The 23,577-nt window shown below is 68.0% G+C and carries 16 protein-coding genes; 12 read left to right on the top strand and 4 right to left on the bottom strand.

Features of this window, described 5'->3' with window-relative positions; translation table 11 throughout:
- Window positions 1–11 precede the first annotated feature (11 nt).
- Complete coding sequence (locus L3V18_RS00985; RefSeq protein ID WP_237052758.1) at window positions 12–2,456, bottom strand: glycoside hydrolase family 2 TIM barrel-domain containing protein; 2,445 nt, start codon at window positions 2,454–2,456, stop codon at window positions 12–14.
- A 69-nt stretch (window positions 2,457–2,525) separates the two neighbouring features.
- Window positions 2,526–4,250: an IlvD/Edd family dehydratase gene (locus L3V18_RS00990; protein ID WP_237052759.1), complete on the bottom strand. Its 1,725-nt coding sequence runs from the start codon at window positions 4,248–4,250 to the stop codon at window positions 2,526–2,528.
- Between the two features lie 171 nt (window positions 4,251–4,421).
- Here L3V18_RS00990 and L3V18_RS00995 point away from each other — a divergent pair, with 171 nt between their 5' ends.
- A complete protein-coding gene (locus L3V18_RS00995; RefSeq protein WP_343226299.1) occupies window positions 4,422–5,231 on the top strand; it encodes an SDR family NAD(P)-dependent oxidoreductase in 810 nt (269 codons plus the stop codon).
- Window positions 5,232–5,249: 18 nt separating this feature from the next.
- Here L3V18_RS00995 and L3V18_RS01000 read toward each other — a convergent pair whose 3' ends face one another.
- Window positions 5,250–6,167: a LysR family transcriptional regulator gene (locus L3V18_RS01000; protein ID WP_237053666.1), complete on the bottom strand. Its 918-nt coding sequence runs from the start codon at window positions 6,165–6,167 to the stop codon at window positions 5,250–5,252.
- Window positions 6,168–6,394: 227 nt separating this feature from the next.
- Here L3V18_RS01000 and araD1 point away from each other — a divergent pair, with 227 nt between their 5' ends.
- Genes araD1 through L3V18_RS01035 form a run of 7 tightly spaced genes read left to right on the top strand, consistent with a single transcriptional unit; the run spans window position 6,395 to window position 14,627 of the window.
- The gene (araD1, locus tag L3V18_RS01005; RefSeq protein WP_237052760.1) at window positions 6,395–7,402 is read left to right on the top strand and encodes an AraD1 family protein; all 1,008 of its coding nucleotides are present in this window, start codon (window positions 6,395–6,397) and stop codon (window positions 7,400–7,402) included.
- A 40-nt stretch (window positions 7,403–7,442) separates the two neighbouring features.
- Entirely contained in the window at window positions 7,443–8,879 is a 1,437-nt protein-coding gene (locus L3V18_RS01010; protein WP_237052761.1) for an aldehyde dehydrogenase family protein, read from the top strand.
- Between the two features lie 37 nt (window positions 8,880–8,916).
- Window positions 8,917–9,891, top strand: coding sequence for an ABC transporter substrate-binding protein (locus tag L3V18_RS01015; protein WP_237052762.1), 975 nt, complete (start codon window positions 8,917–8,919; stop codon window positions 9,889–9,891).
- A 19-nt stretch (window positions 9,892–9,910) separates the two neighbouring features.
- Complete coding sequence (locus tag L3V18_RS01020) at window positions 9,911–11,434, top strand: sugar ABC transporter ATP-binding protein (RefSeq protein WP_237052763.1); 1,524 nt, start codon at window positions 9,911–9,913, stop codon at window positions 11,432–11,434.
- Window positions 11,435–11,476: 42 nt separating this feature from the next.
- Window positions 11,477–12,544, top strand: a complete 1,068-nt coding sequence (locus L3V18_RS01025) for an ABC transporter permease (RefSeq protein WP_237052764.1) — start codon at window positions 11,477–11,479, stop codon at window positions 12,542–12,544.
- Complete coding sequence (yjfF, locus tag L3V18_RS01030) at window positions 12,541–13,551, top strand: galactofuranose ABC transporter, permease protein YjfF (protein WP_237052765.1); 1,011 nt, start codon at window positions 12,541–12,543, stop codon at window positions 13,549–13,551. The genes L3V18_RS01025 and yjfF overlap by 4 nt, the downstream gene beginning before the upstream one ends.
- Window positions 13,552–13,580: 29 nt before the next feature.
- Complete coding sequence (locus L3V18_RS01035) at window positions 13,581–14,627, top strand: aldose epimerase family protein (protein WP_237052766.1); 1,047 nt, start codon at window positions 13,581–13,583, stop codon at window positions 14,625–14,627.
- Between the two features lie 32 nt (window positions 14,628–14,659).
- On the opposite strand, the gene L3V18_RS19200 is transcribed toward L3V18_RS01035, so the two are convergent.
- Window positions 14,660–14,785, bottom strand: a complete 126-nt coding sequence (locus L3V18_RS19200; RefSeq protein WP_255783559.1) for a hypothetical protein — start codon at window positions 14,783–14,785, stop codon at window positions 14,660–14,662.
- Between the two features lie 104 nt (window positions 14,786–14,889).
- On the opposite strand from L3V18_RS19200, the gene L3V18_RS01040 reads away from it, so the two are divergent.
- The 4 genes from L3V18_RS01040 to L3V18_RS01055 all read left to right on the top strand — a co-directional run bounded on the left by L3V18_RS01040 (window position 14,890) and on the right by L3V18_RS01055 (window position 23,465).
- Window positions 14,890–16,527, top strand: coding sequence for an alpha-L-fucosidase (locus L3V18_RS01040; protein ID WP_237052767.1), 1,638 nt, complete (start codon window positions 14,890–14,892; stop codon window positions 16,525–16,527).
- 19 nt (window positions 16,528–16,546) lie between these two features.
- Complete coding sequence (locus L3V18_RS01045; RefSeq protein ID WP_237052768.1) at window positions 16,547–18,463, top strand: glycoside hydrolase family 127 protein; 1,917 nt, start codon at window positions 16,547–16,549, stop codon at window positions 18,461–18,463.
- An 81-nt stretch (window positions 18,464–18,544) separates the two neighbouring features.
- A complete protein-coding gene (locus L3V18_RS01050) occupies window positions 18,545–21,517 on the top strand; it encodes a glycoside hydrolase family 31 protein (protein ID WP_237052769.1) in 2,973 nt (990 codons plus the stop codon).
- Window positions 21,518–21,536: 19 nt separating this feature from the next.
- Window positions 21,537–23,465, top strand: a complete 1,929-nt coding sequence (locus tag L3V18_RS01055; protein WP_237052770.1) for a glycoside hydrolase family 97 protein — start codon at window positions 21,537–21,539, stop codon at window positions 23,463–23,465.
- Window positions 23,466–23,577 lie beyond the last annotated feature (112 nt).

Below are 23,577 nucleotides of genomic sequence, written 5' to 3' on the forward strand. Positions count from 1 at the left end.
GGCGGCGCCACTTACAAGGAACGGGGCGCGACCGCGTTCAGCCGCAGCTGGCGGGAAGGCAAGCCGTCCGTCTCGACGTCGACGATGATGGGACCGGCCCGGGTACCGGCGCGGACCACGGCGACCACACGCCCGTGGAAGCTCTTGCGATCGCCGGACTGGAAGCTGGAGACATCGATGGGATTGCCGTTGCCGATGCCAGCCAGCGTTCCGGCGCCGCGCACGCGTACGCGTACCTGCCTGTCGTCGCTGCGGGCATAGACGGGCGTGCCGTCGGCGTCGTGCAGTTCCACGGTGACGTAGGCCAGGTCCTCGCCGTTGGCCGCGAGCTGCGACCGGTCCGTCGTCGTCACGACGAGGGCTGGCCGGCCCGCCGTACGCAACTCCCAGCGCCCGGCTTCCCGTCCGTCGCGATACCCCAGTGCCAGCAGGCGTCCCGGTGCGTAGGGCACCCGGTAAACAGCCTTGTATTCGCTGTCCTCGCCGACTGTCTTGCGGCCCAGGCTCTTTCCGTTGAGCAACAGTTCCACTTCCGGAAACTCGGAGTAGACCACCACGTCCAGGCCTCGGCCCTCCTGTCCCGGCCAGGTCCAACTGGGATGCACATCATCGAGCGACCAGTCGAGATGGGGCGGCACGGTCGGGTAGACGTCGCGGTCGGGCAGATCCTCGGTGCCCTCGGGCTGGCGTACGAATGCGGAGATCGGCGTCGTTCCGGTCTTCCATACGACCTGGCGGTAGTAGGCCGCCGGTCGCAGGCGTCCGGTCGCGTCGATCTCGCCGCAGTACGCCAGATGCCACGGGTAAGGCCCCAGCTTCTGCCAGTCCTGGCTGTAGCCCATCCAGCCGATGCCGGCTTCCCCCAGGTAGTCGACGGCGGTCCAGACGAAGTCGCCGATCACCCACGGCATGGTTTCCACCGCGCGCCAATAGGCAAACAGGTCCTGCGGTACCGATTCGGAGGTGTACATGGCCATCCCGGGGAGCCGCTCGTGCTCCTCGGCGAAAACGTGGGCGTGGTAGTTGTAGCCGACCACGTCCAGCACCGCGGCCTGCTTCGTGCTTCTTGGGGGATCGGCGTTGATGCCCTGGGTGACCGGCCGGGTCGGATCGAGACTGCGCACGCGCTCGGCGAGCTTGCGACCGGCCTCGACGCCCTCGGGCGTGCCGTCCTCTGGAATCTCGTTGCCGATGCTCCAGAACAGCACGCTGGGATGATTGCGTCCGCTCACCACCATGCTGTCGATGTCCTGCTGCCAGTCCTCGGCGAAGTAGCGCGAGTAGTCCAGCGGCTTCTTGCTCTTGTTCCAGCTGTCGAAGGCTTCGTCGATCACCAGCATGCCCAGCTCGTCGGCGGCGTCGAGCGTGGCCTGGCTGGCCGGATTGTGCGCGCTGCGGATGGCGTTGTAGCCGGCGGCCTTCATCAGTGCGACCTTGCGGGCATCCGCGTCGGGTGCGCCGGCAGCGCCGAGCATGTAGTTGTCGTGGTGGATGTTGCCGCCCCGCAGCAGTATCGGCTGGCCATTGATGCGCAGGCCGTTGGCCGCGTCCAGGGCGATCGTGCGGATGCCGAAGCGGGTGCGACGTTCGTCGACGACCGCGTCGTCAATGCGGACCTGCTGCACCAGGGTGTGGAGATTGGGCGAGTCGGGGGACCACAGGCGCGGATCGGTCACGGCCAGTTCCAGCGAAGACTGCGCTCGACCACCTGCCGCCACCATGTGCGTCTGCCTGGCCTCGGCCACGGTCTCGCCATTGGCCGCAACTGCCCGGACCACCCATTCGGCCGAGCGTGCCTCCTCCGACCGGTTGGCGATGGTGGCGCGCACCGAAACCACGCCGCGCTCTTCGGATGCCACCGGGGTGGTGACGAATACGCTTTCGGGCTCGATGTGGACCGGGTCGAGGATCTCCAGGGTCACCGGCCGGATCAGGCCCGAGCCGGCATACCAGCGCGATGACGGATCGGCATGGTTCACGCGCACGACGACGGTGTTGTCGCCGGCGCGAATCCTGCCGGTCAGGTCGACGGCGAATGCGGTATAGCCGTAGCGGTGCTTCTTCAGGTGCTCGCCGTTCACCCAGATGTCGGCGTCCATGTACACGGCTTCGAAGTTCAGCCGGACGATGCGCGACGCCTCGGCCGGCGTGAGCGTCAGCTGGCGGCGGTACCAGCCGACGCCGCCCGGCAGGTAGCCCGAGTCCTGTCCGCTGATGGCGTCCGGATCGAACGGTGGGCTGCCGTCGGATCCGTCCATGATCGAGAAGTCGTGTGGCACGACCACCCGTTGCCAGGTCCGGTCATCGAAGGCGCCATGCTGCGCCCCTTCGGCATCGCCAGCATGGAACACCCAGTCCTGTGACAGGTTGCGGATCTCCGCCCCCGCCGGCGACGCCGCCATCATCATCAGCAGCGCAGTCGCCAGCTGTCGGCCCGTGACCGGAATCGTTCTCATCGCGTATCTTCTCCCTCGGTTCTGGCGCCTGTCACCGCCTGGGGCATGGTTTCCGCAAGGCGTCGGGCGTCAGTGCGAATCGCGCTCGACACCATCGCCGCTGCCACCGACCAGGATGTCGAGATCGGCACCGAGATGGGCCTGCTGCACGTGATCGACATAGATCCTCGCCCATCCCCGCGCGGGGCGTGGCGCTTCGCGCCACTGGCTGCGGCGGAGCTCCAGTTCAGCCGGGTCGACGTCCAGATGCAGGCTGCGACCGGGCACGTCGAGCTCGATGAAGTCGCCGTCGCGCACCAGCGCCAGGGGACCACCGACCGCTGCCTCCGGCGATACGTGCAGCACAACGGTGCCATAGGCGGTGCCGCTCATACGCGCGTCGGAGATGCGCACCATGTCGGTAACGCCCTTGCGCAGCAGTTTCGGCGGCAGCGGCATGTTGCCGACCTCGGCCATGCCGGGATAGCCGCGCGGGCCGCAGTTCTTCAGCACCAGCACGCAGGTTTCGTCGACATCCAGCGCTTCGTCGTCGATGCGTGCCCTGAAGTCCTCGATGTCCTCGAACACCACGGCACGTCCGCGATGTCGCAGCAGATGGGGAGAGGCCGCCGACGGCTTGATCACCGCGCCATCCGACGCCAGATTGCCACGCAACACGGCGATGCCGGCCTCGGACTTGAACGGAGCATCGGCGGTGCGGATGACCTCGCGGTTCCAGCACGGCGCCTGCGCTATGTCCTCGCCGAGCGTCCGGCCGCTGGCGGTGATCGCGTCCAGGTCCAGTCCGGCGGCGATCTCGCGCAGGACCGCCGGCAGGCCGCCGGCGTAGTAGAAGTCCTCCATCAGGTATTCGCCGGAGGGCTTGAGGTTCACCAGGCAGGGCAGCTTCGAGCCGATGTCGTCCCAGTCCTGCAGTGTCAGCGGTACGCCCAGGCGTCCGGCCAGCGCGAGCAGATGCATCACCGCATTGGTGGAGCCGCCGATCGCGGCATTGGCGCGGATGGCGTTCTCGAATGCGGCGCGGGTCAGGATGCGCGACATCCGCAGGTCCTCCTCGACCATCTGTACGATGCGACGGCCGGTGAGGTGCGCAAGGCGGAAGCGGCGCGAATCCACGGCCGGGATCGCGGCGTTCTCAGGCAACGACATGCCCAGCGCCTCGACCATGCATGCCATGGTCGAGGCAGTGCCCATGGTCATGCAACTGCCCTTGGAGCGCTGCATGCAGGCTTCGGCCTCGACGAACTCATCCTGGCTCAACTCGCCGGCGCGCACCATTTCCGACATCTGGATCACGCCCGTGCCCGAACCGATCGGGCGCCCGCGCCAGTTGCCCGACAACGCGGGACCGCCGGACAGGCCGATCGTCGGCAGGTCCGCGCTGGCCGCTCCCATCAGCAGCGACGGGGTGGTCTTGTCGCATCCCATCAGCAGCACCACGCCGTCGATGGGATTGGCGCGTATCGACTCTTCCACGTCCATGCTGGCCAGGTTGCGGAACAGCATGGCGGTGGGTCGCATCTGGGTCTCGCCCAGCGACATCACCGGGAACTCCAGCGGAAATCCGCCGGCCTCGTGGATGCCGCGCTTGACGTGCTCGGCCAGTTCGCGCAGCGAAGCGTTGCACGGCGCCAGTTCGGACCAGGTGTTGCAGATGCCGATGATCGGACGCCCGTCGAACACGTCGCCCGGAATGCCGAGGCTCTTGAGCCAGCTGCGGTAGTAGAAGCCCTGTTTGCCTTCGCGGCCGAACCACGCCTGACTGCGCCGGAGCGGCTTTTCGGGTGAGCCCATGGATGAAGCGATCCCCGGAACGGGAGTGCGGAAACGGGATCCGCCGATCGTCCGGCGGCGCTTTACGGCAATCGATGCTACAGGGCATAGTGATGCTTCAAAAATAACAATATTGTCGATTCCGATATCCGTTTGGATATGGATATCGACCTGCCCAATGAGGATTCCCGCGTGCATCGTTCCGACATCCCGGCCGGGCCGGCATCCCGCGCGGCCATCGGCCAGGCGCTTTATCCCGAGCTGCGCGGCCGTCGCGTGTTCGTCACCGGCGGAGGCAGCGGCATCGGCGCGGCGACGGTGGAGGCCTTCGCCCGCCAGGGCGCACGGGTCGGCTTCGTCGACGTGGCCGAGGAGGAGGGGCAGGCGCTGGTCGAGCGCATCGCCGCCGCCGGCCTGCCGCGGCCGTGGATGCGATGCTGCGACGTCGTCGACGTGGCCGCGCTGCAACGGGCGATCGCCGATGCGGCGGTCGAACTGGGGGATTTCCACGTGCTGGTCAACAACGTCGGCAGCGACGACCGCCACGGTCTTGCCGATGTGACCCCGGACTACTGGGACCGGCGCGTGGCCATCAACCAGCGGCCGGCATTCTTCGCGATCCAGGCGGTCGTGCCGGGCATGCAGCGACTGGGAGGCGGATCGATCGTGAACCTGGGCTCCACCGGTTGGCAGACCAAGACCCGCGGCTACCCGGTCTATGCCACTGCCAAGTCGTCGGTGAACGGTTTGACCCGCGGACTGGCGCACGAGCTGGGCGCTTCCCGCATCCGCATCAACGTCGTCACGCCGGGTTGGGTGATGACCGAACGCCAGGTGCGCCTGTGGCTCGACGCGGAAGGCGAACGCGAACTGGCCCGCAACCAGTGCCTGCCCGACAAGGTCGTTCCGGAGGACATCGCCGCGATGGTGCTGTTTCTCGCCTCCGACCAGGCCCGCGCCTGCACCGCTCAGGAGTACGTGGTCGACGCCGGCTGGTCCTGAGCTCCCCGTACGGCCCGGTCAACCACCGCGCCGCCCCTGCGCCTTCCTCGGCGCATAGATCTGGCTCGCGGCGTCCTTGAGGGTGTCCAGCACGGCGCACGCTCCCGGCGACAGCAGCCAGTCGGTGCGGGTGATGAAGCCGAAGGAATCCATTCCGCAGGAAAGCTCCAGCGGCACGATCTCGGCGATGCCGTGTTGAAGGTAGTGCCGGGCGACGTCCACCGGCACCACGGCAAGGTTGTCGCTGTCCTGCAACAGGCGGGGCAGCACGACCAGCGCGGCGGTGCCGATCATGCGTCGTGGCGGGTCCAGTCCGGCGGACTGGAACATCAGTTCGAAGCGATGGCGCAGGATGCTGCCCTCCGGCGGCACCACCCACGATGCCGACGCCAGGTCCTGCAACTGCGGGTTCTCCAGCGAAAGCAGCGGATGCCCGGGACGGGCGATCGCGCAGACCTCTTCCTCGGCCACCGGCTGGTAGTGCAGGTGGCGCTTGTCATGACGCGCGAACAGGCGTCCGATCATCAGGTCGATCTTGTTCTGCGCCAGCTGTTCCAGCAGTACGTCGCTGCCTTCCACCACCAGCGACACGCGCAGATCGGGATATGCCTGGGAGACTCGTGCCAAGGCAGGTGGCAGCAGGGTCATGGCGGGCCCCGCGATGGCACCGATGGCGACGCTGCCGGCATGCCCGGCCTTGAGCGCTTCGATCTCCGAACCGGCCTCGCCGAGACTGGACAGCGCGATACGCGCATGGCGGATCATGCTTTCCCCGTACCAGGTGGGGACCATGGCGCGCGGCTGTCTGTCGAAGAGTGGTACCCCGACGAGGTCTTCCAGGCCCTTGAGCAGCTTGGAAGCTGCCGGCTGCGTCATGTGGAGCGCCTCCGCCGCGCGCCGGACGTTGCCGTGTTCCTCGATGGCGATCACCAGCATCAGCTGCCGGGTCCTGAGGTGGGCGCGGATGAACCAGGGGAGCGTGGACACGGCGTGTTCCGATATCGATTTGGATATCGATAATGACGATTTATGTATTTGTAGCATATCCCTGAAGCTCACAGAATAGACGCGTTGCCGCCGTCCGGCGGTTGCACTTGCGCCTGGAGGCGCAGGCCACCTCCGCCGCCGGCCACGACAGGGCGGCGGCCCAGCAGGACGAGACGATGCGACTGATCCAGCTTCTCGACGACGCCTCCGCGCTGCGCGTGGGAGAAGTCTGCGCTGACGGACGCCAGGTCCGCCTGCTCGAGGAAGTGGCCTCGATGTACGAGCTGGCGCGCATGGCGATTGCTGAAAGGTGCGGTGTTGGGGAACTGGCCGCCGATCGGGCCGGTGACGTGCGGCTGGACTATGCCGGGCTGCTGGAACAAGGGCGCGTGCTGACGCCGTTGCACCATCCCGATCCGGCGCATTGCCGGGTGACCGGCACCGGACTGACCCACCTGGGCAGTGCCGCGGCCCGCGATGCGATGCACCGGAACTTCCGGCAACAGGACGAGGCGGGCACGCTGACCGATTCGATGCGGATGTTCCACTGGGGCGTGGAGGGCGGCATCCCGTGCGACGGCCGCCCGGGTGCGCAGCCCGAATGGTTCTACAAGGGCGACGGCGGCATCGTCGTGGCACCCGGCGCGCCGCTGGATTCACCGGACTTCGCGCTGGACGGCGGCGAGGAGCCGGAGCTGGTCGGCTTGTACGTGATCGCCCCGGACGGCACGCCGCACCGGCTCGGCTTCGCCCTCGGCAACGAGTTCTCGGACCACATCACCGAGCGCCGCAACTACCTGTACCTGGCGCATTCCAAGCTGCGTGCCTGCGCGGTCGGCCCGGAGCTGCGCACCGGCGAGCTGCCGCGCGACCTGCGGGGAACCAGCCGCATCCGCCGGGACGGCGAAGTGCTGTGGGAAAGGCCCTTCCTGACCGGCGAGGCCAACATGTGCCACTCGCTGGCCAACCTCGAATACCACCACTTCAAATACGCTGCGCACCGCCGTCCCGGCGATGTCCACCTGCACTTCTTCGGCACGGCCACTCTGAGTTTCACCGACCAGGTGAATGCGCGTGCCGGCGACGTGTTCGAGATCGAGTTGCCCGAGCTTGGCGCGCCGTTGCGCAACCCCTTGCGCACCGTCGCCTCCGGCTTCGCGCTGGGCGGCGTGGCCGTGGCTTGAGCACGGCGACCGGCGTGGGAGACGACCACAGGAGAGTTGCATGACCCGCCAGTTCAAGAGCTACATCGATGGCCAATGGATCGCCGGCAGCGGCGGCGCGGAGGACGAGAATCCCGCCGACCTCGCCAAGCCGGTCGGCACCTACGGCGTGCTGGACGCGGCGCAGGTGGCGCAGGCGGTCGACGCCGCCTCCGCGGCATTGCCGGCCTGGTCGCTGAGCCCGCCGCAGCAGCGCGCCGATATCCTCGATGCCGTCGGCAGCGAGATCCTCGCGCGCAAGGAGGAACTGGGTCGGCTGCTGGCGATGGAGGAAGGCAAGACCCTGCCGGAGAGCATCGGCGAGGCGGCGCGGGCAGGGCAGATATTCAGGTTCTTCGCCGGCGAAGCGCTGCGCATTCCCGGCGAGAAGCTGGCCTCCACCCGGCCCGGCGTGGACGTGGAGATCACCCGCGAGCCGGTGGGCGTGGTCGGCGTCATCGCGCCCTGGAACTTTCCGCTGGCGATTCCGGCCTGGAAGATCGCGCCCGCGCTCGCCTACGGCAACACCGTGGTGTTCAAGCCGGCCGAGATCGTGCCGGGTTGCGCCTGGGCCATCGCCGGCATCCTCGACCGCGCGGGCGTGCCCGCCGGCGTGTTCAACCTGGTGCTGGGCGCCGGCCGCACGGTCGGTGCGGCGCTGGCCGGGCACCGCGGTCTCGATGCGCTGAGCTTCACCGGTTCGGTGGCGACCGGCCGCGCGTTGCTGCGCCAGGCCGCCGAGCGCGGCCTGAAGATCCAGATGGAAATGGGCGGCAAGAACCCGCTGGTGGTACTGGCCGACGCCGACCTCGACAAGGCGGTGGAATGCGCGGTCAACGGCGCCTATTTCTCCACCGGCCAGCGCTGCACGGCATCCAGCCGGCTGATCGTGGAAAACGCGGTGTACGACGAATTCGCCGCGCGCATGCAGGCGCGGCTGGCCACACTGACGGTGGGCGACCCGCTGCAGGCGGGGGTGGACATCGGCCCGGTCGCCAGCGCCCCGCAACTGGACACCGATCTGTCCTACATCCGCATCGGCCGCGAGGAGGGCGCCGAACTGCTGTCCGGAGGCGAGCGCGTCGAATGCGCCACCCGGGGCCATTTCCTCGCCCCGACCCTGTTCGCCGCCCAGGCCGGGCACCGCATCGCGCGCGAGGAGATCTTCGGCCCGGTCGCGGCGCTGATCCGCGCCGACGACTACGAGCATGCGCTCGCCCTGGCCAACGACACCGAGTTCGGTCTGTGCGCGGGCGTCTGCACCACGTCGCTGAGGCTCGCCACGCACTTCAAGCGCCACGCGCAGGCAGGCATGGTGATGGTCAACCTGCCAACCGCCGGCGTGGATCCGCACGTGCCATTCGGCGGTCGCAAGGCCTCCAGCTACGGGCCGCGCGAGCAGGGCCGCCATGCGGTCGAGTTCTACACTACGGTGAAGACCGCCTATACGGCAGCCTGACATCCACCACGGCATCGGTTCTTCGGGAGGGAACGGAATGCGGAAGTTCGTAGTGACGTGCGTCGCCATGCTGGCATTGGCAGCCTGTTCCGGAGGCGGGACGGGAAACAGCGACGGGGGAGGCGAAGGCACGCCAATCACCGTTGGCTTCAGCCAGGTCGGCGCGGAAAGCGAATGGCGCACCGCCAACACCGCGTCGGTGAAGGCGGCGCTGACCTCTCCGGAGTTCAGGCTCAAGTTCTCCGATGCGCAGCAGAAGCAGGAGAACCAGATCAAGGCGCTGCGCTCGTTCATCGCCCAGCGCGTCGACGTGATCGCGTTCTCGCCGGTGGTCGAATCCGGCTGGGAGACGGTGTTGCGCGAAGCGAAGGCCGCAGGCATTCCGGTGGTGCTGACCGACCGCGCGGTGAAGGTCAGCGACGACTCGCTGTACGCCACCTTCATCGGATCGGATTTCGTCGAGGAAGGGCGCAGGGCCGGCCGCTGGCTGGTCGGGGACAGCCAGGGCAAGGCCGGACCGATCCGCGTCGTCGAGCTGCAGGGCAGTGTCGGCTCCGCGCCCGCCATCGACCGCATGAAGGGCTTCCGGGAAGTCATCGATGCCGATGCGCGCTTCCGGATCGTGCGCTCGCAGAGCGGCGATTTCACCCGCGCCAAGGGCAAGGAAGTGATGGAGGCCTTCCTCAAGTCCGAGGGCGGCAACATCGATGTGCTGTTCGCCCACAACGACGACATGGCGATCGGCGCGATCCAGGCCATCGAGGAGGCGGGGCTGAAGCCGGGCCAGGACATCCGCATCGTCTCCATCGACGGCGTGCGGGGCGCGTTCGAGGCGATGAAGGCCGGCAAGCTCAACGCCACCATCGAATGCAATCCGCTGTTCGGCGAACAGCTGGCGCAACTGATCCGCGACGTGGCCGCGGGTAGGCCGGTTCCCAGGCGCGTGGAGGTCGAGGAAGGCGTGTTCACCGCCGATCAGGCCGCCATCGCGCTGCCCAACCGCAAGTACTGACGCCCGCCGGCGCGTCCCGATGCAGTTCTCCATTGCCTCCACGTCCGGCTATGCCATGGTGCTGCAGGCCGCGGGCCTGTCCCGCCGCTTTGGCCAGACGGTGGCACTGGAGGACGTCGCACTTGCCCTGCGCGCGGGCGAAGTGCATGCGCTGATGGGACAGAACGGCGCGGGGAAGTCGACCCTCATCAAGCTGCTGACCGGCGCCGAGCGCATGGATGCCGGCAGCATCCGCATCGACGGGCGTTCCATCTCTCCGGCCACGCCGCTCGAGGCGCAGCACGAGGGCATCAGCACGGTCTACCAGGAGGTGAACCTGTGCCCGAACCTGTCGGTGGCGGAGAACCTGTTCGCCGGCCGGTTTCCGTGCAACCGGTTCGGCCTGATCGACTGGGCCCAGGTAAGGCGCGGTGCGCGCGAACTGCTGGCGCAGTTGCATCTGGATCTCGACGTCGATTCGCCGCTGGAGAGCCATCCGGTGGCGATGCAGCAGATGGTGGCGATCGCGCGTGCCCTGGCCGTATCGGCGCGGGTGCTGATCCTCGACGAGCCCACGTCCAGCCTGGACGAAGGCGAGGTGCGCGAGCTGTTCCGGGTGATGTGCCGATTGCGCGAGCGCGGCATGGCGATCCTCTTCGTCACCCATTTCCTCGATCAGGTCTACGCCGTCGCCGACCGCATCACAGTGCTGCGCAACGGCCGGCGGGTCGGCGAGTACCTGCCGGCCGAACTGCCGCAGGCGGCGCTGGTGACCGCGATGGTGGGGCGCGAGGTGGTCCTGGCAAGAGGGCATGCGCGCGGCGGCGGCGTGGCCGACGACGCGCCGATGGTGGTGGAGGCCGAGGGTCTTGGCCGCAAGGGCAGGCTGCACCCGACCGACCTTCGCCTGCGCGCGGGCGAAGTGCTGGGGCTGGGCGGCCTGCTCGGCTCCGGCCGTACCGAACTGGCGCGGCTGTTGTTCGGCCTGGACCGGGCGGGGCAGGGACGGCTGCGCGTGGCGGGCCGCGACGCCATGTTCGGCCATCCCGCCGACGCGGTCGCCGCGGGACTGGCGCTGTGCCCGGAAGAGCGAAAGACCGAAGGCATCGTCGCCGAACTGTCCGTGCGCGAGAACATTGTCCTGGCCCTGCAGGCGCGCAGGGGCTTGCGGCGCTCGGTAACGCGCGCGAGGCAGGAGGAGATGGCCCGCCGGTTCGTCGAGCTGCTGGGCATCAGGAGCGCCGGTATCGAGACGCCGGTCGGTGCCCTGTCCGGCGGCAACCAGCAGAAGGTCGTGCTGGCGCGCTGGCTGGCGACCGAGCCTAGGCTGCTGATCCTCGACGAACCCACGCGCGGCATCGACGTTGCCGCCAAGCAGGAGGTCATGGCCGAGGTGGAGCGGCGAGCGGAGGAGGGCATGGCGGTGCTGTTCATTTCCGCCGAGATCGAGGAGCTCGTGCGCCTGTGTGATCGCATCGCGGTGATGCGCGAGCGCTGCAAGGCCGGGGAACTGCCAGGCGGCAGCGACGCCGAACGGGTGCTCGCCTTGATCGCAGGGCAGTGAACGCATGACGGAAGCGACGAACGCAGCAATGACGAGTATGGGATGAAGACTTCTCTCGCTGTCGGCCTCTCGCGCCGCCTGCAGGCTGCCGCCTCCCGGCCATTGTTCTGGCCGCTGCTCACGCTGGCGTTGCTTCTGGCCGGCAACGGACTGCTCAACCCCGGCTTCCTGTCGCTGCAGTGGCGCGACGGCCACCTCTACGGCAGCCTGGTGGATATCGCCAATCGTGCCGCACCGCTGATCCTGGTATCGCTGGGCATGACGCTGGTGATCGCGGTCCGCGGGTTGGACATCTCGGTGGGGGCGGTCGCCGCGATCGCCGCCACCGTGGCCGCGTGGACCCTGCTGCGGCTGCAGGCCGGGGACGGCGATGCGCGCGGCCTGCTGCCGCTGTTCTCCGCGCTGGCCGCAGCGATCGCGGCCGCTGCCGCATGCGGATTGTGGAACGGCCTGCTGGTCACCCAGGTCGGCATGCAGCCGATCATCGCCACCCTGATCCTGATGGTGGCCGGGCGCGGCATCGCCCAGCTGATCGGCGACGGCCAGATCCTTACCGTCTACTACACACCGTACTCGTACCTGGGCAACGGCTTCCTGCTGGGGCTGCCGTTCGCGCTGTTCGTGGCGGGTGCCGCGTTCGTGATGCTGCATGTGCTGCTCCGGCACACCGCGTTGGGCCTGTTCGTGCGCGCGATGGGCCACAATCCGCGGGCCGCGCACGTGTCCGGAGTGCGGACGGGAGGAATTTCCCTGGCGCTGTACACGTTCTGCGGCATTTCTGCAGGGATGGCCGGACTGTTGATCAGCTCCAATGTTGCCAGCGCGGACGCCAACAGCGTCGGGCAGCTGATGGAGCTGGATGCGATCCTGGCGGTGTGCCTGGGTGGAACCGCGTTGACCGGTGGCCGTTTCAGCCTGGCGGGGAGCCTGGTGGGCGCGCTGATCATCCAGACGCTGACTTCCACCATCTACGCCGCGGGCGTGCCGCCGCAGGTCAACCTGGTGGCGAAGGCGCTGCTGGTCTTTGTGGTGATGCTGCTGCAATCGCCGGAGTTCCGCCGCAGCGTGCGCGGTCTGGCGACGCGCGCGAACGAGGGACACACGCGATGAGTGCGACACGTCCCGCTCCGGCGTCCGGCCTCCGCCCGGTGCATGCCCGGCGGCTCGCCGAACGGCTGCCGTTGCTGGTGACCCTGGTGCTGTTCGTGGCGATGTCGGCAACCGGCGGCGTGCTGTACGACGGGTTCCTTTCGCCGCAGGTGTTCCTCAACCTGCTGATCGACAATGCTTTCCTCTGCATCGTCGCGGTGGGGTTGACCTTCGTCATCCTGACCGGGGGCATCGACCTGTCGGTGGGGGCGGTGATCGCCTTCACTTCGGTGCTGTCGGCATCGCTGGTGCAGCGGCATGGCTGGCATCCGCTGGCGGCCATTCCGCTGGTGCTGGCGCTGGGTGCCGGTTTTGGGGCGCTGATGGGCCTGCTGATCCGGCGGTATCGACTGCAGCCCTTTGTGGTGACCCTGGCGGGCATGTTCCTGGCCCGCGGTGCGGCCACGCTGATCAGCGTGGATTCCATCAGCATCGAGCATCCCGCCTATGTCGCAATCGCCGCGTTGCGCATTCCGTTGGGCGGCGGCGCCTCGTTGTCGTTCGGGGCGCTGCTGGCGCTGGCGGTGGTAGCGGGCGGCGTGGCGCTGGCGCGCCTGACCCGTTTCGGCCGCACCGTGTACGCCATCGGTGGCAACAAGCAATCGGCCTGGCTGATGGGATTGCCGGTCGGTTCCACGCTGGTCGGCGTGTACGCGCTGAGCGGGCTCTGCGCGGCACTGGCCGGAGTGGTCTACACCTTCTACATGCTGAGCGGCTACAGCCAGCATGCGATGGGCCTGGAGCTGGACGCGATCGCCGCGGTGGTGATCGGCGGTACGTTGCTGTCCGGCGGCCGCGGCCATGTGCTGGGCAGCTTCATCGGGGTGCTCATCCTCGGATTGATCCAGACCCTGATCGTGTTCGACGGCACGCTCAGTTCGTGGTGGACACGCATCGCGATCGGCATGTTGCTGCTGGCGTTCTGCCTGCTGCAACGGCTGCTGGTCGCCCGGCGCGGCGGTGGGTGAGTGTGCATCTCCTTCAGATGGAGTCCCGGATGAAACGTGAATTCGGAACGTTGCCCGACGGACGGAAAGTCCACCTGCTCACGTTGCGCAACGATCAGGGGCTGGAAGCCGAAGTGCTGACCTACGGCGGCATCCTGCGCGCGTTGCGCCTGGAGGCGGGAGACAGGTCCGTGCCGTTGGTGCTGGGCCTGGACGACCTGCCTGCATACCTGCTCGACGATCTCAACCTCGGCAGGCTGGTCGGCCGAACCAGCGGCCGGATCGCATGCGGCCGCTATGAGCACGATGGCAGGACGCACAGGCTCAGCGTCAACGAGGGACGCCATCACCTGCACGGTGGCAGCGGAGGATTCGGCCGGAGCCTGTGGCGCGTGGAGGAACAGAATGCCGATCGCGTGCGCCTGGCCCGCACGTTCGAAGACGGAGAGGACGGCTACCCGGGGTGCCTGGAAGCCGGTGTCGAGCTCCGCCTGCAGGGAACGACGCTGCATGTCGGCATCACGGCACTCTGCGATGCCCCCACACCGTTCGATCCGACCTATCACCCGTACTTCAACCTGGCGGGCGACTCCGCGATCCCTGCGGCCGGGCAGTTGCTGCGGGTGCCGGCCGATCGCTACCTGCCCGTGGATGCCGAACTGATCCCTCTGGGAGAGATCGCGTCCGTGGATGGCACGCCGTTCGACTTTCGTCTACCGGTCACTCCTGAACGCAACACCGATCCGACGGATCCGCAGATCCGCATGGGCAGGGGCTACGATCACTGCCTGGTGCTCGCCAGCGGTACCCGCTGCAGTGCGGAGCTGTATTCGTCGCACAGCGGCGTGGCGATGCGCGTATCGAGTGACGCTCCGGCGCTGGTGTTCTACGAAGGGCAGGCGCTCGACACCGCTCATCCGCATCTCGGACGAGGCCTGTGCCTGGAACCGCAGGGCTTCCCCGATGCGCCGAACCAGGCGGGGTTTCCGGATGCGATCCTGCTGCCCGGCCAGCGGTACGTTCGCCGTATCGCTTACCGGTTCGCGCACGTCGATCCGGGCAGTCATTGGGACCAGGCCATGGCTGCCCTGGCCTGAGCCGCCAGCTTCTCCACCCGACCATCGGCCGCTCACGAGCGGCAGATCGAACCTCGATGCGGCAACGCGGCGTCGAGGCTGGTCGTGCGCTTCGCTTCGGCATGCGGCGGGCGCACAACGGGGGGAGGGAAGGCGAATTCGATATAGGTCGATTCCATTATCGGTCTTGATGTATTGCATGTATGGCGGCGAATCTGCATGGGCAGCGATGGTGGGGCAACGACGTCGCAGCGAGCCAGGTCCGCCATGCCATTGGATGCTCATGAAACTGTCCAGACGATCCTTTCTCCATTCCGCCGCAGCCGTGGCAACGATCCCGTTGTGGGGAGCAAGGGCGGCGACGCTCGCGCCCGAGTTCAGGCCAACCTGGGACTCACTGGTGGAGGGCTACCGCACGCCCGACTGGTTCCGCGACGCCAAGTTCGGCATCTGGGCCCACTGGGGCGCGCAGTGCGTGCCCGAGATGGGCGACTGGTATGCGCGCCACATGTACATCCAGGGCAACTGGCAGTACGACCACCATCTGCGCACCTACGGCCATCCGACGAAGGTCGGCTTCATGGAGATCCAGAACCAATGGAAGGCCGAGAACTGGGATCCCGACGCACTGCTCGACCTGTACGTGAAGGCCGGCGCCAAGTACTTCGTTGCGATGGCCAACCATCACGACAACCTCGACGCCTACGATTCCAAGTACCACGCCTGGAACACGATGCGCGTGGGTCCGAAGAAGGACATCATCGGAATCTTCGCCGAGGCCGCGCGCGCGCGCGGCCTGCGCTACGGCGTCAGCAACCACAGCGCGCACGCCTGGCACTGGTTCCAGACCGCCTACGGTTACGACGCCGAAGGCCAGCACGCCGGCCAGCGCTACGACGCCTACACACTGACGAAGGCCGATGGCCGCGGCAAGTGGTGGCAGGGCCTGGACCCGCAGGAGCTCTATACCGGCCGCAACATGGTCATACCCGACGGCTTCCGCAGCGCGCGCACGGCCGCCGCATGGCACGAGGAGAACACGCGTCACTGGGACGAAAAGCCGCCGCTGCAGAACCCGGCGTTCACTCGCCAGTGGTTCCTGCGCTGCCGCGACCTGATCGACAGCTACAAGCCCGATCTCGTCTACATGGACAACTCGGGCCTGCCGCTCGGCCAGGCGGGGCTGGACATCACCGCGCACTACTACAACGCCAGCATGGCCTGGCACGGCGGCAAGCTCGAAGCGGTGGTCAACGCCAAGATGCTGCCGGCCGAGCGCCGCTCGGCCGTGGTCGAGGACGTCGAACGCGGCTTTCGCGAAGGCATCGAGCCGCTGCCGTGGCAGACCTGCACCTGTCTGGGCGACTGGCACTACAACCGCGGCCTGTTCGAGAACCACCGGTACAAGTCGGCGACCACGGTCATCCACAGCCTGTGCGACATCGTGTCGAAGAACGGCAACCTGCTGCTGTCGGTGCCGATACGCGGCGACGGCACCATCGACGCCGACGAACACCGGATCCTGGAGGACATCGCCGCCTGGATGGCCCGCAACGGCGAAGCCATCCATGGCACGCGCCCGTGGCGGACCTTCGGCGAAGGCCCCACGCGCGTGGGCGGCGGCATGTTCAGCGAAGGCTCGTCCAAGCCGCTTACCGCCGAGGACATCCGCTTCACCAGCAAGGGCGGCGCGCTGTATGCCATAGCGATGGGTTGGCCGCGCGACGGCGTATTGCGCATTGCCTCGCTGGCGGAGGACTCGGCGCTGGCGCCGGGCACCATCGAGCGCATCGAGGCGCTGGGCTCGACGGAAAGCCTGCCGTTCACGCGCAGCCGCAAGGGGCTGGAGGTGCGACTCCCCGAAGGCCTGGCCGGACAGCTCGCGATCGCACTGAAGATCCGGGGACCTGGATTGGCATGAACGGGCGGAGAGGGGGGCGATGATGCGAGCAAGCCGGCGCGACATCCTGCGCCTGATTGCCGCGGCGCCGTGGCTGGGCATCATTGCACCCACGACAACGCATGCCACCGGGAATGGAATGCAGACCTTCGCGCTGGCCGACGTGCGGCTGCGCGACGGTCCGTACCGGCATGCTCAGGAACTGGATGGACGCTACCTGCTGCTGCTCAGCCCCGACCGGCTGCTGCACAATTTCCACGTCAATGCCGGCCTGTCGCCGAAGGCGCCGGTCTATGGCGGGTGGGAGTCGCAGGAGCCCTGGGTCGACATCCGCTGCCACGGGCATACCCTGGGCCACTACCTGAGCGCCTGCGCGATGATGTGGGCGGCCACCGGCAAGCCGGCGTACCGCGAGCGTGTGCAGTACGTCGTTGCCGAGCTGCAGGCCTGCCAGCAGGCAGCAGGCAGCGGCCTGGTCTGCGCATTCCCCGATGGAGATGCGCAACTGCGCAATGGTCTTGCTGGACGATCGGTGGTCGGCGTCCCCTGGTACACGCTGCACAAGGTGATGGCGGGCCTTCGCGACGCCCACACGCATGCCGGCAGCGCGCCCGCGCTGGGGGTGCTGCGTCGCCTGGCCGACTGGATCGACGATGCCGCGCGCGATTGCGACGATGCGCGCTTCCAGAAGATGCTGGACGTGGAGCATGGCGGCATGAACGAGGTGCTGGCCGACCTGCATGCGCTCACGGGTGAAGCCCGCTGGCTGGTGCTGGCGGAACGTTTCAACCACCGCGCATTGCTCGATCCACTGGCCGAAGGGCAGGATCCGCTCGACCAGTTGCACGCCAACACGCAGATTCCCAAGGTCATCGGCTTCGCCCGCCTGCACGAACTCACCGGCGAGCCGCGCTATGCGCGCGCCGCCCGCCATTTCTGGAACTGCGTTTCGGGTCCGCGCGCCTTCGCGACCGGCGGCCACGGCGACTTCGAGCACTTCTTCCCGCCGGACGAGGTACGTCGGCACCTGGCCTCGGCGAAGACGATGGAGACCTGCGGCATGCACAACATGCTCAGGCTGACGCGCGCGCTCTTCCTGCGCGACCCGCAGCCGGCCTACGCCGACTGGTACGAACGCGCGCTCATCAACGGCATCCTCGCCTCGCAGGATCCGGACACGGGCATGGTGACCTACTTCCAGGCGCTGCGCCCCGGTTATCCCAAGCTGTACTGCACGCCCGAGCACTCCTTCTGGTGCTGCACGGGCACGGGCATGGAGAACCACGCCAAGTACGGCGATTCGGTCTGGTTCCACGACGGCGAAGCGCTCTACCTCAGCCAGTATGTCGCGTCGGAACTGGCCTGGCGCGAGCGGCAGGTGCATATCCGCCAGGAGACGGCGTTCCCCGAGCAGGCCGGTGCGCGCCTCCAGGTGCGTGCCGTCCGGCCTTCGAGCTTCGCGCTGCGCCTGCGTCACCCCGCCTGGTGCCGCGTGATGACAGTCAACGTGAACGGCGAGCGCGTGGAGGAAAGCCACCAAGGCGGCCGCTGGATCGAGCTGCGACGCCGCTGGCGCGATGGCGATACCGTCGACGTGCAACTGCCGATGCACCTGCACCTGGCGCCGCTGCCCGGCGCCGATCCGCAGGCGCCGGACATCGCCGCGCTGATGTACGGCCCCATGGTGCTCGCCGCCCGCCTGGGTGCTGCCGGCATGGCGCCCGGGGCCGACCTCATCGTCAACGAGCGCACCTACGGCGATGTGCTCGATCTTCCGGAACCGATGCCGATGCCGCGGCTGGCATTGAGCCCGGACGCACTGGAGGACGCCGTACGTCCCGCCGGTGGAATGCTTGCCTTTCGCGTGCGGGCACAGGAACCGGCCACCACCTTCGAACTCATTCCATACCACCGGATCGCCCATGAACGCTACAACCTGTACTGGCGCATCGCCTGAGTCCGGCCGCCAGCATGCCGTCGGCCACGCGGGATCGGCGGGGCAGGGGTTCGCGCGACCACCGGCCCGGGTGTACCCGGGATGATCCATTCGACCATCCGCCGCATGCTCGCCTGGGCACTTGCCGGTGTGGCCCTGGCCGCCGCTGGACCGGCTCTCGCCCGCGAGCCGTCCGCCATCGGGCAATCCGCCCACGAGCTGCCCGTCGCGCTGGACGCCGCCGGTCAGCTCAAGCAACTGGTTGTCGAGTCGCGGGCCGGATTCGGCTGGTTGCGCGTTGCCGGCGGCGTGCAGTTCCAGACCGGCGGCATGACCAAGAACGTGCTCTTCTACGGGTCCGGCATCGTTCGCGTGTCCGCGCACAAGGGAGAATCGCACACGCGGCAGCCCAGCCTGGTCGTGGTGGCGTCGCCGCAGGAATCGCAACTGGACGTTGAGGAGTCTGCCGACGCCCTGACCATAGCCGGGGCAGGGCTGCGCGTGATCGTCGACAAGAGCACGGGGACTGTCGCGTTCCAGCGCCTCGATGGCACCCCGCTGGTCCGCGAGCAGGATGCGCCGGTGCTTACGCCGGCGGCCGAACCCTCCGGAACCGAGACCTACGCCGTCGAGCAGCGCTTCGCGCTGACGCCAGACGAATCGCTCTATGGCCTGGGCCAGTACAACGAGCCGTACATGGACTATCGCGGCCGCGACGTGCTGATGGTGCAGACCAACATCGGCATCGTCGTGCCGTTCATGGTATCCACGCGCCGCTATGGGCTGCTGTGGGACACGTATTCGAAGATGACGTTCTCCGATGGTCCGCGGGGCGCTGTGTTTCGTGCCGAGAACGCGCCTGCCGGCGTCGATTACTACCTGGTGGCCGGCGACACGATGGACGGGGTGATCGCGGGCTACCGCCACCTCACCGGCGCGGCGCCGATGTTCCCGAAATACGCGTTCGGGCTGTTCATGAGCAAGGAGCGCTATGCCACGCAACAGCGCCTGCTGGAGGTCGTGCGGCGCTTCCGCCGCGAGCGCTTCCCGCTGGACGTGATCGTGCAGGACTGGCAGTACTGGGGCGGACAGAAGGACGGCCAGTGGGACGGCAACTGGAGCGGCATGATCTGGGATCCCGAGCGCTATCCCGATCCCGCTGGCATGGTACGCACGCTGCACGAGGATCTGCACACCCGGCTGATGGTGTCGATCTGGCCGTCGGTCGGCAACGACACCGCGCTGGCCGGCGAACTCGATGCCAGGGGATTGCGCTTCGAACCGCTGCACTGGATTTCCGGGCGCGCGCGCATCTACGACGCATTCAGCGACGAAGGCCGGGCCATCTACTTCAAGCACGCGAAGAAGGGCCTGTTCGACATCGGCGTCGATGCACTATGGATGGATGGCACCGAGGTGGAAGTGGGCGGTGCCGCGCACGATCCGGCCGAGGTGGAGGCCGATATCAAGCGCCTGGGCCGCAACGCGATGGGCGACTTCGGGCGCTACCTCAACATCTACAGCCTGCTGACGACGCGTGGTATCTACGAAGGCCATCGTGCCAGCGCCGATCTGGCCGACAGGCGCGTCTTCACGCTTACCCGCTCCGCCTGGGCCGGACAACAGCGCCATGCCGCGTTGCCATGGTCGGGCGACACCACGGCCGGCTGGGCCGCGCTGCGCGCGCAGATCGCCGGCGGCCTGAACGTCTCGATGGCGGGGCTGCCGTACTGGACCCAGGATGTCGGTGGCTTCTTCGTCAACGCACCCGGCGGTGAACGCGATCCGGCCTACCGCGAACTGTTCGCACGCTGGAACCAGTTCGGCGTCTTCAACCCGGTCTATCGCATCCATGGCACTTCGATCGAGCGCGAACCCTGGGTCTTCAAGGCACTCGAGCCAGAGGTCTACCGCTCGATACGTCGTGCCGCCGAACTGCGCTACCGCCTGCTGCCCTACATCTACAGCCTGGCCTGGGCCAGCACGCACGACGGCTACACCATGATGCGCGGCCTGGCGATGGACTTCCCGGACCAGCCGGCGCTGCGTCGCGTGGACGATACCTACATGTTTGGTCCGGCGTTCCTGGTGCAGCCGATCACCAGGCCGATGTTCCACGCCGAACTGCCGCCGCCGCCGACGGTGCCGGCGGCGCAGTTGCGCACATCCGACGGCAGGCCGGGCCTCGAGCTCGAGTACTACCGAGGCACGGAATTCGAGGAATTCGCCAGTCGCACCATCGACACGCAGGCCGAGCACCATTGGCCCGGCCCGCCGCTGGACGGCGTGCCGCCTGGCCTGGCTGGGCTGCAGAACTTCTCGGCGCGCTGGCGAGGCCAGATCATCGCAGCCGAGGACGGCGAGCATGAGATCGGTGTCGAAGGCGACGATGGCTTCCGCGTCTGGCTCGATGACGAGCTCGTCGTCGACGAGTGGAAGGAATCCGGTGCGCGCTTTGCGGGAGCGCGCATGTTGCTGCGCAAAGGGCAGGCGGTGCGCGTGCGCATCGACTATTTCCAGAAGGGCGGCGGCCGGTCGATGCGGCTGGCCTGGCGCACGCCGGGCGAACGCCACGCCCTTGAGGAGCACCAGCGGCAACTCGATCCAAGGCAGGCCACGCTGCTGCCGGCCGGTACGGACTGGTACGACTTCTGGACCGGCCAGCGCCATGCCGGCGGTGCCAGCGCCGCGCGGCGCTATGCGATCGACGAATTTCCGCTGTTCGTGCGCGCCGGCTCGATCGTGCCGTTGGGCCCGCTGGTCCAGCACGTCGACGAGAAGCCGGACGCGCCCTACGAGGTCCGCATCTACCCCGGTGCCGACGGCCGCTTCACGTTGTACGACGACGACGGCGAGACCTATGCGTACGAGAACGGCGAGTACGCCACGGTCGCGCTCGCCTGGGACGACGCGCGGCGCGCTCTGCGCATTGGCGCCCGGAAAGGCAGCTTCCCCGGCATGGTCGGGCAGCGCACGTTGAACGTTCGGCTGATGCCGTCGGCTCCCGGTGACCGCGCCCAGATACGGACCGTGCGCTTCCACGGTGAGCCGATCGAGCTTCAATTCACACCATGACGGACATGAGGGTTGCTTCATGAAGATGCACAAGAGGTTGCTCGCGGCGATCGCCACCGTGTCGTGGGCCACCTTGGCGGGATCCGCCACCGCGGGCCCGCAGATCATTGAGTCGCCGGGCGGCGACGCCGTGATCCATATCGAGGACGACGCCAGCCGGTTCTCGGTGCTGTGGCGCGGGGAGACCGTCGTTGCCTCCTCGCCGCTGGGGCTGGAGCTCGACGGTGCGCCGGCGTTCGGCACCCTGACGCTCGAAAGCCGCGAGGATGCCGAGGTGGACCGCGATGTCCCGCTGGTCGCGACCAAGGCATCCGCCGCGCGCGACCGCTACCGCGGCGCCACACTGACTTTCCAGGAAGCGGATGCGTCCGCGCGCAGGCTCATCATCGATGTGCGCGCTTACGACGATGGCATCGCGTTCCGCTATCGCATCGATGACGCGGCGCCCGTGCGGCTGCGCGGCGAGCGCACGGCGTTCACCCTGGAGGGCGATCCCTCCTGTCTGGTCACGCAGCGCGACTATGGCGCGCACGAGTTGCCGTTCGAGCGCCTGCGCGTCTCGCAGCTGAAGGAAGACGTCGCCTACGACGTACCGGTGGTATGTGCCACGCCGTCGGGTCGTACCCACTACGCGATCACCCAGGCGCACCTGCAGGGCTACACCGGCGCCATGCTGCGGCGCGAGGGTGCGTCCCTGCGCGTGCACCTGTCAGCCGTGCCGGACCGGCAGGGCCCGGCCTACATCTCGCCGGCCGGCCTGACGACGGCCTGGCGTGCGGTCATGCTGGCCGACCGCACGGGCCGGCTGATCGAATCGAACCTGGTCGGCAACCTCAATCCCCAGCCCGAGGGCGATTTCGGCTGGGTGGAGCCCGGCAAGGCAGCCTGGGACTGGTGGTCGGGACCACTGGAGGGCGTGACCCCGGATCTCGCGACCTATCGTCGCTTCATCGATTTCGCGGCCGAGTCGGGATTTCCCTATTACCTCATCGATGCGGGCTGGTCGTGGGGAGCGGGTCCCTGCTGCGAGGCGCGGCCGACCACCGACATCGCGCGTGCAGCGGACGGCATCGACATGCCGGCACTGGCGCGCTACGCGGCGGACAAGGGCGTGGGCCTGTTGCTGTGGGTGCATTGGGAACACCTGGCGCCGCGCATGGACGAGGTGCTGGACACCTATGCGCGCTGGGGCATCAAGGGCATCAAGGTCGACTTCATGAACCGCGACGACCAGGAGATGGTCGATTTCTACCAGCGCATGGCCGAGGCCACCGCGAAGCGCAGGATGCTGCTCAACTTGCATGGCGCCTACGTGCCCGCGGGCCTGCAGCGTACCTATCCGAACTTCGTCACCCAGGAAGGCGTGCTGGGCGCCGAGTGGAACAAGATGGACCGGCGCATCACCGCCCAGCACAACCTGATGTTGCCGTACACGCGGATGCTGGTCGGACCGATGGACTACACGCCAGGCGGCTTCCGCAACGCCACGCCGCAGAGCTTCGAGGTGCGGGCGGCGATGCCGCAGACACAGACCACGCGCGGCCAGGGGCTGGCGATGTACGTGGTCTACGACAGTCCCTTGCAGATGGTGTCGGACGATCCCGAAGCCTATCGGGACGCAGAGGGCTTCGAGTTCATCCGTCGCGTGTCCACCGTCTGGGACGAAACCCGCTTCCTCTCCGGCGAGCCCGGGCGCGACATCGTGCTGGCGCGGCGTTCGGGCAGGGACTGGTACGTCGGTGCGATGACCGCCGACGAGGCGCGCACCGCACGGGTGCCGCTGGACTTCCTGCCCGACGGCCAGTACCGCGCGACGGTGTGGGAGGACGGCGATGCGCCGGACGAGGTGCGGCGCAGCGAGCGCACGGTCACCGCTGGAAGCGTCCTCGAATTGCGCCAGTCGCCCGCCGGTGGGGCCGCGGTGATCCTGGAGCCCGCCGGGCCATGAATGCGACGCTCCGCAAGACCTTCGTTGCCTGGTGCTCGGCATTCGCGCCGTTCCAGGTCGGCGCGACCCTTGCGCGGAGTGTCAACAATCGCAGGGGGAACCACGGGAGGTA

The organism is Marilutibacter chinensis, assembly GCF_021725675.1.
Classification (GTDB): domain Bacteria; phylum Pseudomonadota; class Gammaproteobacteria; order Xanthomonadales; family Xanthomonadaceae; genus Marilutibacter; species Marilutibacter chinensis.